Origin of the sequence: Pseudomonas sp. 313 (assembly GCF_000316965.1) — a bacterium.
In the GTDB taxonomy this organism is placed as follows: Bacteria; Pseudomonadota; Gammaproteobacteria; order Pseudomonadales; family Pseudomonadaceae; genus Chryseomonas; species Chryseomonas benzopyrenica.
This window is the reverse complement of sequence record NZ_ANBZ01000061.1, coordinates 94,614-108,487: the sequence shown is the minus strand read 5'-3', so window position 1 is coordinate 108,487 and position 13,874 is coordinate 94,614. Positions and strand designations below refer to the sequence as shown.

General features: G+C 66.2%; 14 protein-coding genes. 12 read left to right on the top strand and 2 right to left on the bottom strand.

The window, feature by feature from the left end:
- Positions 1 to 40 precede the first annotated feature (40 nt).
- Entirely contained in the window at positions 41 to 1,303 is a 1,263-nt protein-coding gene (gene cytX, locus C722_RS0112150) for a putative hydroxymethylpyrimidine transporter CytX (RefSeq protein ID WP_017640758.1), read from the top strand.
- Between the two features lie 231 nt (positions 1,304 to 1,534).
- On the opposite strand, the gene C722_RS0112145 is transcribed toward cytX, so the two are convergent.
- Positions 1,535 to 2,284 (bottom strand): RsiV family protein, encoded by a 750-nt coding sequence (locus tag C722_RS0112145; protein ID WP_017640757.1) that lies wholly within the window; start codon positions 2,282 to 2,284, stop codon positions 1,535 to 1,537.
- A gap of 186 nt (positions 2,285 to 2,470) precedes the next feature.
- On the opposite strand from C722_RS0112145, the gene C722_RS0112140 reads away from it, so the two are divergent.
- From C722_RS0112140 to C722_RS0112105, 8 genes are all read left to right on the top strand, one after another.
- Positions 2,471 to 3,091, top strand: a complete 621-nt coding sequence (locus C722_RS0112140; RefSeq protein ID WP_017640756.1) for an NUDIX domain-containing protein — start codon at positions 2,471 to 2,473, stop codon at positions 3,089 to 3,091.
- The gene (locus tag C722_RS0112135; protein WP_017640755.1) at positions 3,082 to 3,537 is read left to right on the top strand and encodes a DUF1249 domain-containing protein; all 456 of its coding nucleotides are present in this window, start codon (positions 3,082 to 3,084) and stop codon (positions 3,535 to 3,537) included. Before C722_RS0112140 ends, C722_RS0112135 begins: the two co-directional genes overlap by 10 nt.
- Positions 3,538 to 3,676: 139 nt before the next feature.
- Positions 3,677 to 4,483, top strand: a complete 807-nt coding sequence (cpdA, locus tag C722_RS0112130) for a 3',5'-cyclic-AMP phosphodiesterase (RefSeq protein ID WP_017640754.1) — start codon at positions 3,677 to 3,679, stop codon at positions 4,481 to 4,483.
- Between the two features lie 84 nt (positions 4,484 to 4,567).
- The gene (locus C722_RS0112125) at positions 4,568 to 5,176 is read left to right on the top strand and encodes a YqiA/YcfP family alpha/beta fold hydrolase (RefSeq protein ID WP_017640753.1); all 609 of its coding nucleotides are present in this window, start codon (positions 4,568 to 4,570) and stop codon (positions 5,174 to 5,176) included.
- A gap of 7 nt (positions 5,177 to 5,183) precedes the next feature.
- On the top strand, positions 5,184 to 7,082 hold the full coding sequence (gene parE / locus C722_RS0112120; RefSeq protein ID WP_017640752.1) for a DNA topoisomerase IV subunit B: 1,899 nt from the start codon (positions 5,184 to 5,186) through the stop codon (positions 7,080 to 7,082).
- A 140-nt stretch (positions 7,083 to 7,222) separates the two neighbouring features.
- Entirely contained in the window at positions 7,223 to 9,475 is a 2,253-nt protein-coding gene (gene parC, locus C722_RS0112115) for a DNA topoisomerase IV subunit A (RefSeq protein ID WP_017640751.1), read from the top strand.
- An 85-nt stretch (positions 9,476 to 9,560) separates the two neighbouring features.
- Positions 9,561 to 10,268, top strand: a complete 708-nt coding sequence (locus tag C722_RS0112110) for a membrane integrity-associated transporter subunit PqiC (protein WP_017640750.1) — start codon at positions 9,561 to 9,563, stop codon at positions 10,266 to 10,268.
- A gap of 88 nt (positions 10,269 to 10,356) precedes the next feature.
- Positions 10,357 to 10,947 (top strand): LON peptidase substrate-binding domain-containing protein, encoded by a 591-nt coding sequence (locus tag C722_RS0112105; protein WP_017640749.1) that lies wholly within the window; start codon positions 10,357 to 10,359, stop codon positions 10,945 to 10,947.
- 129 nt (positions 10,948 to 11,076) lie between these two features.
- Here the strand turns inward: C722_RS0112105 and C722_RS0112100 are convergent, their stop codons facing one another.
- Positions 11,077 to 11,616 carry a type 1 glutamine amidotransferase domain-containing protein gene (locus tag C722_RS0112100; protein ID WP_017640748.1) on the bottom strand — a complete coding sequence of 180 codons (540 nt, stop codon included), beginning with the start codon at positions 11,614 to 11,616 and terminating at the stop codon, positions 11,077 to 11,079.
- Between the two features lie 220 nt (positions 11,617 to 11,836).
- Between C722_RS0112100 and C722_RS0112095 the strand changes: the two genes are divergently transcribed.
- Genes C722_RS0112095 through C722_RS0112085 form a run of 3 tightly spaced genes read left to right on the top strand, consistent with a single transcriptional unit; the run spans position 11,837 to position 13,871 of the window.
- Positions 11,837 to 12,661, top strand: coding sequence for an HDOD domain-containing protein (locus C722_RS0112095; RefSeq protein ID WP_173149192.1), 825 nt, complete (start codon positions 11,837 to 11,839; stop codon positions 12,659 to 12,661).
- A gap of 26 nt (positions 12,662 to 12,687) precedes the next feature.
- On the top strand, positions 12,688 to 13,500 hold the full coding sequence (gene mutM / locus C722_RS0112090) for a bifunctional DNA-formamidopyrimidine glycosylase/DNA-(apurinic or apyrimidinic site) lyase (protein WP_017640746.1): 813 nt from the start codon (positions 12,688 to 12,690) through the stop codon (positions 13,498 to 13,500).
- Positions 13,497 to 13,871, top strand: coding sequence for a cytochrome c family protein (locus tag C722_RS0112085; protein ID WP_017640745.1), 375 nt, complete (start codon positions 13,497 to 13,499; stop codon positions 13,869 to 13,871). Before mutM ends, C722_RS0112085 begins: the two co-directional genes overlap by 4 nt.
- Positions 13,872 to 13,874 lie beyond the last annotated feature (3 nt).

Below are 13,874 nucleotides of genomic sequence, written 5' to 3'. Positions count from 1 at the left end.
GACGTTGGGCGCCCTCAACCCCTTGTTCACGAGACCCATCATGGCCCAGGCCCCCGGCCTCTATACCCCCACCGTCCCCGTTCCGGCGGACCGCCGCATCCTTGGCGGGCGCGATCTCTTCACTCTCTGGTTCTCCCTGGGTATCGGCCTCATGGTGGCCCAGGCCGGCGCGCTGCTGGCGCCCGGACTGGGCCTGGCCGACGGCCTGCTGGTGCTGGTGCTCGGCACCGCGGTCGGGGTGCTGTTGCTGGCCGCTGCCGGCCTGGTGGGCAGCGACACGGGCCTGGCCGGCATGACCGCCCTGGGCCAGAGTCTCGGCCAGCGCGGCGCGCTGTTGCCCGCGGTGCTCAACATCACCCAGCTGATCGGCTGGGGTGCCTTCGAACTGGTGGTGATGCGCGAGGCGGCCAGTGTGCTGCTGGGCAGCTGGGGCCTGCAGAGCTGGGCCTCGCCGGTGCTCTGGACCCTGGTCTTCGGCGCCCTGGCCACGGCCCTGGCGGTGGCTGGTCCCCTGACCTTCGTGCGCCGTTTCCTCAGCCGCTGGGGTATCTGGCTGCTGTTGGGCGCCTGCGGCTGGTTGACCCTGGACCTGTTCCTGCGCGCCGACCTGGCCGCGCTCTGGCAGCGCCCGGGCGATGGCTCCCTGACCCAGGCCCTGGGCTTCGACCTGGTGGTGGCCATGCCGCTGTCGTGGCTACCGGTGATCGCCGACTACACCCGCTTCGCCCGCACCGGGCGTAGCGCCGGGCGAGGCGTCATGCTGGGCTATTTCTGCGGCAACCTCTGGCTGATGGGCCTGGGCTTCGCCTACACCCTGGCCTTCGCCAGCGGCGGTGAAGCCGACGCTCTGCTACGCGCCCTGGCCGTGGCCGGCCTGGGCCTGCCACTGCTGCTGATCCTGCTGGACGAATCGGAAAATGCCTTTGCCGCCTATCACTCGGCGGCGGTGGCCACGGGTTTCCTGGCCCAGGTGAAGATCTGGCAGCTGACCCTGGCCATCGGCATTCTCTGCACCCTGCTGGCGCTGCTGGTGCCCCTGGCCCAGTACGAGCACTTCCTGCTGCTGATCGGCTCGGTGTTCGCGCCGCTGTTCGGCGTGGTGCTGGTGGATCACTTCCTGCTGCGCCGCCGCAAGGCTCCGCAGCGGGTACGGGCGTTGCGCCTGGAATCCCTGATCGCCTGGGCCCTGGGCGTGGCCGTCTACCACCTGCTGCCGACCCTGCTGCCAGCCTGGGGCGCGACCCTGCCGGCCATCGTGGTGGCCGGTACCGCACAGGCGCTGCTGGGGTTGAAGCGAGTTTAGGGTCCGGCCTGTTGGGCTTCGTTGCGCTCAGCGCCAACCTACGAGAACAGTGTGCTGGCTTAGCAGGCGTAGGGTGGGCTGAGACGGTTCCATCGTCGAAACCCAACGGTGCGCTGCTGAATAGGGCCTGTTGGCTTCGCTGCGCTCAACCCAACCTACGTCGGTCGCGGTCCGAGGTGACACCGTAGGTTGGGCTGAGACGGCTCCACCGTCGAAGCCCAACAGGGCGGACTACGGCTGGCGACTCTTCCCGCGCCCCGGGAAATACTCGCCCTTGAGGATGCCGTTGAGCTTGGGATAGGGGATCTTCAGCTCCGGATGGCCCATGGCATAGGGGGCGATGCTGCCGATGTCGTACTTGAGCGTCAGGGCGCCGAAGTCCAGGGCCACGTTGTTGGTCTTGAGGAAGGGCCACTGCTGACGGAATTCGGCATCGCCGACACCGTTGCTGAGCATCCAGGCCTCCCGCGACAGCTGCGCCAGGCGCCAGAACTCGGCTTCCTGCCCCGGCACCAGCATGTCGCCCAGGGTGATCTGCCGATCGAGATGGCGATCCCAGGTGACGAAGTCGCGGCCGGCCAGGCCATGGGCGCCGCCGTTGGCCAGGTAGCTGGAGAATTCAATGATCACCAGGCCGTCATGCTGTTCGCGCACCTTGGCCTGCAGATAGCTGCTCCAGCGCGGCTGGGCCTTGGCGAGGAAATTTTGCTCGTAGCTGGCCAGCGAGGCGGGGATGGGCGCGCCCGGTTCGGCACGGGCCAGGCCCAGCAGGTGGCGTTGCACCAGGGCGTCCAGCGCCGGTTCGCCGAACTCCACGTAGTCGATGTTGATCAGTGGGCAGTCTTCGCCCTGGCAGCCGGCGGGGCGGTGCTCCCAGGCCTGGTGGCGAGGCGTGAGGGGTTTGTCGAGGTTGGGGCCGAAGACGCTTTGGCAACCACCGAGCAGCAGGCCGGCGAGCAGGAGGAGCGGGCGGATACGCATGGGATTCCTTGTCCTGGAAACAGAGAACGACGGCTTTCGAACCCGTCTGGCCCCATAAGTTTGCCAGGGGTGGGCGCAGGTTTCCCGGCTTGTTGTCCTTTTCGCGACTTGGCGCGCCGGGGGCTGCACGAGCGCAGGCGGCACGCTAGGATGATCTGATTACCTGCAATCAGCGCTGGAGCGCCCATGACCGAAGCCAATGAATCCCAGGCGCCCGCCGTTGAAATCCTGAGCCGCGAGATCTGCTTTCAGGGCTTCTACCGCATGGCCCGTTTCCGGCTGCGCCATCGCCAGTTCTCCGGTGATTTGGGCCCGGAACTGGAGCGCGAGGTCTTCGTGCGTCCCGATGCCGTCTGCGTGCTGCCCTACGATGCGGTGCGCGACGAGGTGGTGCTGATCGAGCAGTTTCGCGTCGGCGTCATGGAAAAGACCGCTCATCCCTGGCTGCTTGAGCCGGTGGCGGGCTTGGTGGACAAGCAGGGCGAGGCCGTCGAGGCGGTCGCTCATCGGGAAGCCGAGGAAGAAGCCGGGCTGACCTTGCAATCGCTCTGGCCCATCTCCACCTACTTCCCCTCGCCCGGCGGCAGTGACGAACAGGTCTATCTCTACCTGGGCCGCTGCAGCTCCGCGGACGCCGGTGGCGTCCATGGTCTGGAGGAGGAGGGCGAGGACATTCGCGTCCATGTCTGGTCGCTGGACGAGGCACTGGCAGGGGTGCGCGACGGTCGAATCAATAACGCAGCGGCAATCATCGCCCTGCAATGGTTGGCGCTCAATCGCGCCGAGGTACGGGGGTTATGGGGCTGAAACTGCGAGATCGCTATCGAGTTGACCTGCCGGGCCTGCAGGCCACGTGCGAGGCCAACTACGTGCGGCTGATGCGGCTTCTGCCCAAGATGCGCGAAGCCGTGGTATCGCGCCGCGTCATGTTGTCGCAAGGCGAGCGCCCCTTGGGGGTGCTGGCGCTGGAGGTCACCGAGGCCTGTCCCTATACGACGGTGCTGCGGGTCCGCCAGGAACTGGGGCTGCCCTGGCTGCCGGTTCCCGAGCTGGAAGTGCGGGTCTATCACGACGCGCGGATGGCGGAAGTGGTGTCGGCCGGGGCCTCCCGGCACCTGCTCGGACGCTATCCCTATCCCAACCAGGCGATGCATCAGCCTGACGAAAAGAACCAGCTCAATCTGTTTCTCGGCGAGTGGCTGAGTCACTGCCTGGCCTGTGGCCACGAGGCTGAACCCATCCTGCAGCGATGAGTACCAGGGCGCAACGCTGACAGCCGCGGCTTCCCTCTCGCTCGCCAAGCTGCGAAAATGTGATGCATGCACGCAAGTCCCCGGGAACTTTTCTGCACCCTGCCTGCGCTCGTTGTCCCCTTATGCCTAGGAGGCTTTGGTGAGTTTGCCGGATAGTGTCAACACTCCCCTCGTCGTCCAACTGACCGACAGTCATCTGTTTGCTCGTGCCAATGGCCGGCTGTTGGGCATCGATACGGCGGCCAGCCTGCAACAGGTGGTCGCCCAGGTGCTACGGGAGCAGCCACGCATCGATCTGCTGCTGGCCAGCGGTGACCTCTCCCAGGATGGTTCCGTGGCGTCCTATCAGCGCTTTTGCGCGCTGACCGAGCCGCTGGACGCGCCCATGCGCTGGCTGGCCGGCAACCATGACGAGAACGCGCCCATGGCCAAGGCCTGTGGCGATCGCGATTTTTTGGAATCCGTCACCGACCTGGGCGCTTGGCGTCTCATCCTGCTCGACAGCACCGTGCGCGGCTGCGTGTTCGGTGAGCTGGAGCAGGCGCAACTGCTGGCCCTGGAAGAGGCCCTGAGCGCTGCGCCCGAACGCCCCGCACTGATCTGCCTGCACCATCACCCGGTCCCGGTGGGCTGTGGCTGGATGGAACCCCTGGGGCTGCACCGGCCGGACGAGCTGTTCGCCGTGCTGGATCGCCATCCTCAGGTCAAGGTCGTGCTCTGGGGTCACATCCATCAGGAATTCGATCAGCTGCGCAACGGCGTGCGTCTGCTGGCCTCGCCGTCCACCGGTCTGCAATTCGAGCCGGGCAGCGAGGATTTCAAGGCGGGCGACCAGGCCCCGGGCTATCGCTGGTTGCGCCTGTTGCCCGATGGCACCCTGGAAACCGGTGTCTCGCGTCTGCAACAGCATGCCTTCACTGTGGATCACAGCGCGGCGGGCTACTGACGCCGACGCCGGTCGGCTGCCTTGGTCGCGCGGGTCGAAACGGGTTACTCTTTACCTGTTTTTTTATCCAGTAGGAGCGGCCCGATGCCGTCGATCCTCTATATCCATGGTTTCAACAGCTCACCCGCGTCCTTGAAGGCGCGGCAGCTGACCGCCTGCATGACCCGACTCGGCCTGGCGGACCGCCTGCGTGCCCCGGCGCTGCCCAACGATGCCGATGCCGCCTTCGCGCTCCTGGAGCGCGAACTGGCCGAGTTGGACGCCCCCTTGCTGGTCGGCAGCTCCCTGGGCGGCTACTATGCCACCGTCCTGGCCGAGCACCACGGGCTCAAGGCCGTGCTGATCAACCCCGCGGTCCGGCCCTGGCGCTTCATGGAGCATTACCTGGGGCTCCAGCGCAATCACCATACCGGCGAGATCTGGATCCTCACCGAGGCCCACGTCGAGGCCATGCGTGCGCTCGAAGTCGCCGCGCCGGCGGATCCCGAGCGCTTCCACGTCTGGCTGCAGACCGGCGACGAGACCCTCGACTACCGCGACGCCGAACGCTACTACGGCGCCTGCACCCTGCGTATCGAGCAGGGTGGCGACCACGGCTTCCAGGGCTTCCATCGCCAGCTGCCGCTGCTGCTGGAGCTGGCCGGCTTCGATCCGGCGCTCTGGCGCGAGCTGGATTTCAACACCTTCGAATAGAGACCCCATGGCCACGCAGAACGCCTATAACGCCGACGCCATCGAAGTCCTCTCCGGACTCGATCCGGTGCGCAAGCGCCCTGGCATGTACACCGACACCTCCCGGCCCAACCACCTGGCCCAGGAAGTCATCGACAACAGCGTGGACGAGGCCCTGGCCGGTCATGCGCGCCAGGTGCAGGTGATCCTGCACGCCGACAACTCCCTCGAGGTGCTCGACGACGGGCGCGGCATGCCGGTGGACATCCATCCGGAAGAGGGCGTCTCCGGCGTCGAGCTGATCCTCACCAAGCTGCACGCCGGCGGCAAGTTCTCCAACAAGAACTACCAATTCTCCGGTGGCCTGCACGGCGTGGGCATCTCCGTGGTGAACGCCCTGTCGACCCGCGTCGAGGTGCGCGTCAAGCGCGACGGCAACGAATACGGCATGGCCTTCGCCGACGGCTTCAAGGCCAGCGAGCTGGCCGTGGTCGGCAGCGTCGGCAAGCGCAATACCGGCACCAGCGTGCACTTCTGGCCGGATCCCAAGTACTTCGATTCGCCCAAGTTTTCCGTCAGCCGTCTGAAGCACGTGCTCAAGGCCAAGGCGGTGCTCTGCCCGGGCCTGGCGGTGAGCTTCCTCGACGAAGCCAGCGGCGAGCGTAGCGAATGGCATTACGAAGACGGCCTGAGATCCTATTTGATCGACACCGTGGGCGATGCCCTGCGGCTGCCCGAGGCCCCCTTCCACGGCAGCCTGGCCTCGGCCCGGGAAGCGGTCGACTGGGCGCTGTTCTGGCTGCCCGAGGGCGGCGAGTCGGTGCAGGAAAGCTACGTCAACCTGATTCCCACCGCCCAGGGCGGTACCCATGTGAACGGCCTGCGCCAAGGTTTGCTGGATGCCATCCGCGAATTCTGCGAATTCCGCAACCTCTTGCCGCGTGGCCTCAAGCTGGCCCCGGAAGACGTCTGGGAGCGCATCGCCTTCGTCCTCTCGATGAAGATGCAGGAGCCGCAGTTCTCCGGTCAGACCAAGGAGCGGCTGTCGTCCCGCGAGGCGGCCGCCTTTGTCGCCGGGGTGGTCAAGGACGCGTTCAGCCTCTGGCTCAATGCCCATCCCGAGCTGGGTCAGCAGATCGCCGAGCTGGCCATCAACAACGCCGGCCGCCGCCTCAAGGCGGGCAAGAAGGTCGAGCGCAAGAAGATCACGCAAGGGCCGGCGCTGCCCGGCAAGCTGGCCGACTGCGCCGGCCAGGATCCGATGAGATCCGAGCTGTTCCTGGTGGAGGGCGACTCCGCCGGCGGCAGCGCCAAGCAGGCGCGCAGCAAGGAATTCCAGGCCATCATGCCGCTGCGCGGCAAGATCCTGAACACCTGGGAAGTGGACGGCAGCGAGGTGCTGGGCAGCCAGGAGGTGCACGACATCGCCGTGGCCATCGGCATCGATCCCGGCAGCGCCGACCTGAGCGGGCTGAGATACGGCAAGATCTGCATCCTCGCCGATGCCGACTCCGACGGCCTGCACATCGCTACCCTGCTGTGCGCCCTGTTCGTGCAGCACTTCCGCCCGTTGGTGGACGCCGGCCATGTCTATGTGGCCATGCCGCCGCTGTACCGCATCGACCTGGGCAAGGAGGTCCATTACGCCCTCGATGAGGCCGAGCGTGACGGCGTCCTCGATCGCCTGGCGGCGGAGAAGAAGCGCGGCAAGCCCCAGGTCACCCGCTTCAAGGGCCTCGGCGAGATGAATCCGCTGCAGCTGCGCGAGACCACCATGGATCCCAACACCCGACGCCTGGTGCAGCTGACCCTCGAGGACGTGCCTGGCACCCTCGAGATGATGGACATGCTGCTGGCCAAGAAGAGGTCCGGCGACCGCAAGAGCTGGCTGGAATCCAAGGGCGATCGCGCCGAAGTGCTGCTCTAAATATGTTGGCTGCGCTTATCGCGGTCATGGCGGTTCGCCGCAGCGACCGCTCCTACAGGTGTATCGAGCGCCTGTAGGAGCGGTCCATGACCGCGATGGACCGGGCCCCCCGATCAAAGACGTAACACCAAAGGACTCCCATGAGTGCACCCCTCGACCTGAGCCTGGATGGCGTCGAACGCCGTTCGCTGGCCGACTTCACCGAGCAGGCGTACCTGAACTATTCCATGTACGTCATCATGGACCGTGCCCTGCCGCACATCGGCGACGGTCTCAAGCCGGTCCAGCGTCGCATCATCTATGCCATGAGCGAACTGGGCCTGGACGCCGACGCCAAGCACAAGAAATCCGCCCGTACCGTGGGTGACGTGCTCGGTAAGTACCACCCCCATGGCGACTCGGCCTGCTACGAAGCCATGGTGCTGATGGCCCAGCCGTTCTCCTATCGCTATCCGCTGGTGGATGGCCAGGGCAACTGGGGTGCGCCGGACGATCCCAAGTCCTTTGCCGCCATGCGCTATACCGAGGCGCGGCTGTCGCGCTATTCCGAGGTGCTGCTCAATGAACTGGGGCAGGGCACCGTGGACTGGGTGCCCAACTTCGATGGCACCCTGAACGAACCGGCGGTGCTGCCGGCACGCCTGCCCAACCTGCTGCTCAACGGCACCACCGGCATCGCCGTGGGCATGGCCACCGACATCCCGCCGCACAACCTGCGTGAGGTGGCGGCTGCCTGCGTGCGCCTGCTGGACGATCCCATCGCCGGGATTCCCGAACTCCTCGAGCATGTGCCGGGTCCGGACTTCCCCACCGAAGCCGAGATCATCACGCCACCCGCCGACCTGCGCAAAATCTACGAGACCGGGCGCGGCTCGGTGCGCATGCGTGCCGTCTACCGCCGTGAAGACGGCGACGTGGTCATCACCGCACTGCCGCACCAGGTCTCCGGTTCCAAGGTGCTGGAGCAGATCGCCGCCCAGATGCAGGCCAAGAAGCTGCCCATGGTGGCCGACCTGCGTGACGAGTCGGACCACGAGAACCCGACCCGCATCGTCATCGTGCCGCGCTCCAACCGCATCGATGCCGACGAACTGATGCAGCACCTGTTCGCCACCACCGATCTCGAATCCAGCTACCGGGTCAACCTCAACGTCATCGGCCTGGACGGCAAACCCCAGGTCAAGGACCTGCGGCAGATCCTCCAGGAGTGGCTGCTCTACCGCATCGGCACGGTGCGTCGCCGCCTGCAGTTCCGCCTGGACAAGGTCAACCGCCGCCTGCACCTGCTGGACGGCCTGCTGATCGCCTTTCTCAACCTGGACGAGGTGATCCACATCATCCGTACCGAAGAGCATCCCAGGCAGGCATTGATGGCCCGTTTCGAGCTCTCCGAGGACCAGGCCGACTACATCCTCGAAACCCGCCTGCGCCAGCTGGCGCGGCTGGAAGAGATGAAGATCCGTGGCGAACAGGCCGAGCTGCTCAAGGAGCAGAAGCGCCTGCAGACCCTGCTGGGCAGCGACAAGAAGCTGCGCAATCTGGTCCGCGACGAATTGATCAAGGACGCCGAGACCTACGGCGACGCTCGTCGCTCGCCCATCGTCGTGCGTGCCGAGGCCAAGGCCCTGTCCGAAACCGAACTCATGCCCACCGAGCCGGTGACCGTGGTGCTGTCCGAGAAGGGCTGGGTGCGCCAGGCCAAGGGCCATGACGTCGATCCGACCGGGCTGTCCTACAAGGCCGGCGACGGCTTCAAGGCGGCAGCCCTGGGCCGCTCCAATCAGTTCGCCGTCTTCATCGACTCCACCGGGCGCAGCTATTCGGTTGCGGCTCACTCCCTGCCGTCGGCGCGGGGTCAGGGCGAACCTCTGACCGGACGCCTGACGCCGCCGCCAGGGGCCAGCTTCGAGTGTCTGCTCCTGCCGGACGACAGCAGCCTCTATGTACTGGCCTCGGATGCCGGCTACGGCTTCGTGGTCAAGGGCGAGGACCTGCAGGCCAAGAACAAGGCCGGCAAGGCGCTGATCAGCCTGCCCAACGGCGCCAAGGTGCTGGCCCCGAAGCCGGTGGCTTCCCTGGAGGACACCTCCATCGCGGTGGTCACCAACGAGGGACGGCTGCTGGTGTTCGCCATCACCGAGCTGCCGCAACTGGCCAAGGGCAAGGGCAACAAGCTGATCTCCATCCCTGGCGAGCGAGTCGCCAAGCGCGAGGAGTACGTGGTCGATCTGGCCGTGGTGCCGGCCGGTGCTTCCCTGACCCTGCAGGCCGGCAAGCGACCCTATACCCTCAAGGGCAGCGACCTGGAGCACTACCGCGCCGAGCGCGGCCGGCGCGGCAACAAGCTGCCGCGTGGCTTCCAGCGGGTGGACTCGCTGCAGGTGGAAACTTGAGCCGTCTGCAGTCAGCCGCTAGCATAGTCCGGATTTTTTCGACCAGGACTCGCTGGGCCATGGTGCCCGTCGAGAGAGAGCCTCGATGAAACGGATATGTCTCGCCAGGCTGGCGCTCGTTGGCCTGCTGGCCGGCCTGGGTGGCTGTGCCAGCCTCGGCCCCAGCCACTACTACCAGCTCGACGGCGGCAACGCCCGCGCGCCGGCGAGCAGCGAGCGTGGGCTTGCGGTGTGGATCGAAAGCCTGCAACTGGCCGACTATCTGCAGCGCGACGTGCTGCTGGAACGCCAGCCCGATGGCAGTCTCAAGACCACGGGCGATCACTGGGCCGGACCGCTGAATGCCAATGTGCGGCAACTGCTGCAGCGCCAACTCGCCAGTCGCCTGAACAGCGGCCGGGTGGTGGTGGGTGAGCAACCCGCGGGCTTCGATCCCCAGTATCGCGTGGAGCTGGTGGTGACCCGCCTCGATGCGGGCGATCAGGCACCTGCGGCGCTGGATGCCAGCTGGCAGCTGCGCGATGGCCAGGGCCGCCTGCTGGATAGCGAAGTGGTCCATCTGCAGGCGCGTCATGCCGGCGACCGCGCAGCCCAGGTGCGGGCCCAGAGCGAGCTGCTGCAGCAACTGGCCGCACGCCTGGCCACCGATCTCACCAAGGTCGCCCAGCGCGGCCGGCGTGGGGCCGAGGTAGCGCGCAAGGAGCCGAAAAAACTCGTCGAGGAGGCCCAGGCCCGGCCGACGCTGCCAGCCGTGGTGCCCATTCGCACCGGCGCCGAGGTCTATCGCTTCTGATCCGGTCGGGCTCCGCGCGTCGCCGCGCGGGAGCCTTCGGCGGCGCTCGATGTTCTATCCAGCAGGACCCTCAAGCCCTGGAGGTTGCATGACGCTGCCCCTGTTTCCCCTGAACACCACCCTGTTTCCCGGTTGCCGCCTCGATCTGCAGCTGTTCGAAGCCCGTTATCTGGACATGCTCGGTCGTTGCCTCAAGCGGGGCAGCAGCTTTGGCGTGGTGACCATCCTCGAAGGCCACGAGACCGGTGCGGCGCCCAATCGCCTGGGCGCCTACGGCTGCGAGGCGCTGATCCGCGACTGGCAGCAGCAGAGCAACGGCCTCTTGGGCATCCGTATCGAAGGTGGCCGGCGCTTTCGCCTGCTGAGCCAGGAAGAACAGCCCGATCACCTGGTGGTGGGAGAGGTGGAGTGGCTCCCCGAAAGCGAGCCCCAGCCATTGCGCGATGGCGACGCCGATCTCATGGCGCTGCTGGTGGCCCTGGCCCAGCATCCCATGGTCGCCAGCCTGGACATGGGCGGTGAAGTCGCCGACCGCCAGGCCCTGGGCTACCAGTTGGCCTACCTGCTGCCGTTCGAGGCCCACCTCAAGCTGGAATGGCTGGGCATGGGCGATCAGGGTCAGCGCCTGGCCGCTATCGACCGCCATCTGGTGGATCTGCAAGGTGACTTCCAGGCTTGAGGCCAAACGCCAGGCAAAAGAAAGCCCGCCGGGCAGGGCGGGCTAAAAGTGCTTTGGGGGCACTCGATAAGACCCTGGCACTTTGCCATAAGTTCAGTCTTATGAGATCAAAGTGCCATTCTCCGAGGGTCAGCCTGCCAGCAGCTTGATGAACTCGCGATTGAAGGCTGGAATGTCGTCCGGCTTGCGGCTGCTCACCAGTTGACCGTCGACGATGACCTCCTGGTCCTGCCAGGTGGCGCCAGCGTTCTTGAGGTCGTCGGTCAGCGAGGGCCAACTGGTCAGGGTCTTGCCCTGCACCAGGCCGGCGGAGATCAGCAGCCAGGCGCCATGGCAGATGACGGCCACCGGCTTGCCGGCATCGGCGATCTGCTTGGTCAGCTGCTGGGCCTGCGCGTCGATGCGGATGGTGTCGGCGTTGACCACGCCCCCGGGCAACAGCACCGCGTCATAGTCACCGGCATTGGCTGCGGCGAAGGTGAGGTCGACCGGAAAGCTGTCGGCCGGCTCGGTGCCGTCCCAGCCGCGCACCTCACCGCTCTCGGCGGAGATGATGTGGGTCTGGGCGCCGGCCTGTTCCAGGGCCTGCTTGGGGCCGGTGAGCTCGGCCTGTTCGAAGCCGTCGGTGACCAGGATGGCGATTTTCTTGCCGTTCAGGGATGTAGCCATGGTTGCGGATACCTCGATTGGAATTCGGTCGGGCTAGCCTTTTGCCAGCGCTCCTAAATCCGTCTCGCTTTACCCCTCTGAAGTTCCTTCGTCGCGCCCGATGGCATCGGCGCACGGCGCGGAGTAAATTTGCGACATCCATCGCAGAGTAGTCCCCATGTCCCAAGCGTCCCCTCAGCTGACCGAGGAGCAGATCCGTCAGGCTCTGCAAGGCATCAGCATTCCGCCGCAGCCGCAGATCATGGTGGATCTGCAGCTCGAACAACTCATGCCCAGCCCCGATCTCAAGGTCATCTCCCGCTTGATCGGTCAGGACCCGGGGCTGTCGGGCGCCCTGCTCAAGCTGGTGAACTCGCCGTATTTCGGCCTCAGCAATCGCATTACCTCGATCCAGCGCGCGGTCAATCTGCTGGGCAGCCAGTCGGTCATCAACCTGATCAATGCCCAGTCGATCAAGGGCGAGCTCACCGACGAGACCATCGTCATCCTCAACCGCTTCTGGGACACCGCCCAAGACGTGGCCGAGACCTGCCTGAGCCTGGCCAAGAAGACCGGCTACCCGACCCCGGACGAGGCCTATGCCCTGGGCCTGTTCCACAACTGTGGCATCCCGCTGATGCTCAAGCGCTTCCCCAACTACATGGCGGTGCTGGAAGAGGCCTATGCCAGCGTCAACGAGCAGGTGCGGGTGGTGGATGTGGAGAACCGGATATTCAACACCAACCACGCCGTGGTGGGCTATTTCATCTCCCGCTCCTGGCGCCTGCCGGAGCACGTCGGCCAGGCCATCGCCAATCACCACAACGCCCAGTCGGTCTTCGACGAGGACTCGACCACCGATATCCAGATCAAGAATCTGCTGGCCCTGCTGAAGATGGCCGAGCACATCTGTGGCTGCTATCGCGCCCTGGGCGGCCAGGACGAGGATCACGAGTGGCAGGCCATCGCCCCGCGGGTGCTGGATCACGTCGGCCTGTCCGAGTACGACTTCGAGTCGCTCAAGGAGACAATCCTTGAAATGGGCAGTGGTCGGATCAATTACTAAGGCGTCCGCAATCCTCCTGGATCCTCATGCCCGAACTACCTGAAGTCGAAACCACTCGCCGTGGCATCGCGCCCCATGTCGTCGGTCAGCGCGTGCGCCGGGTCATCGTCCGCGATGGCCGGCTGCGCTGGCCGGTACCCGAGGACCTTGACGAGCGCCTGTCCGGGCAGCGCATCGAGGCCGTCGAGCGACGGGCCAAGTACCTGCTGATCCGCGCCGAGAGCGGCACCCTGATCGGTCACCTGGGCATGTCCGGCAGCCTGCGCCTGGTGCCGGCCGACCAGCCGCCGGCCAAGCACGAGCACGTCGACATCGAGCTGGAATCCGGGCTGTCGCTGCGCTACACCGATCCGCGCCGCTTCGGTGCGCTGCTCTGGACCCAGGATCCCCACGCCCATGTGCTGCTCAGCAAGCTGGGCCCTGAGCCCCTGACCGATGCCTTCGACGGCGGTCGGCTGTTCGAGCTGTCGCGTGGACGCAGCATGGCGGTCAAGCCCTTCATCATGGACAACGCCGTGGTGGTGGGAGTAGGCAACATCTACGCCGCCGAGGCACTGTTCGCCGCCGGCATCGATCCTCGCCGGGCGGCCGGCAGCGTGTCCCGGGCGCGCTACGAGCGCCTGGCCGAAGAGATCAAGAAGGTGTTGGCGCGCTCCATCGAGAGTGGCGGCACCACCCTGCGCGACTTCATCGGCGGCGACGGCGCGCCGGGCTATTTCAAGCAGGAGCTGTTCGTCTACGGCCGCAAGGGCGAATTCTGCAAGGTCTGCGGGACTGGCCTGCAAGAGATCCGCCTGGGCCAGCGCGCCAGCGTCTATTGCCGGAAGTGCCAGCGATGAAGGGCCTGGCTGGGCTGGCCGTGCTGGCATTGCTCAGTGGTGAATTGGCCTGGGCCGATGCCGACAACGGCCGCAATCTCTTCCTGCGGCGCTGCCACAACTGCCATTCGGTGGGGCCCGGCGCCCAGTCCGGCTTCGGCCCCCAGCTCAACGACCTCTTCGGCCGCCAGGCCGGCAGTCTGGCCGGCTACAACTACTCCGAAGCCATGCGCCAGGCCGGTTTCGCCTGGGATCGCGAGGCCCTGGCGGCCTTTCTGCGTGATCCCGAGCAGAAGGTGCCAGGCACCAAGATGAGATTCTGGGGCATCGGTGACGCCGAGGATCTAGGCGACATCGCCGACTACCTGCAGACCCAGCATCACGCGCCCTAGACC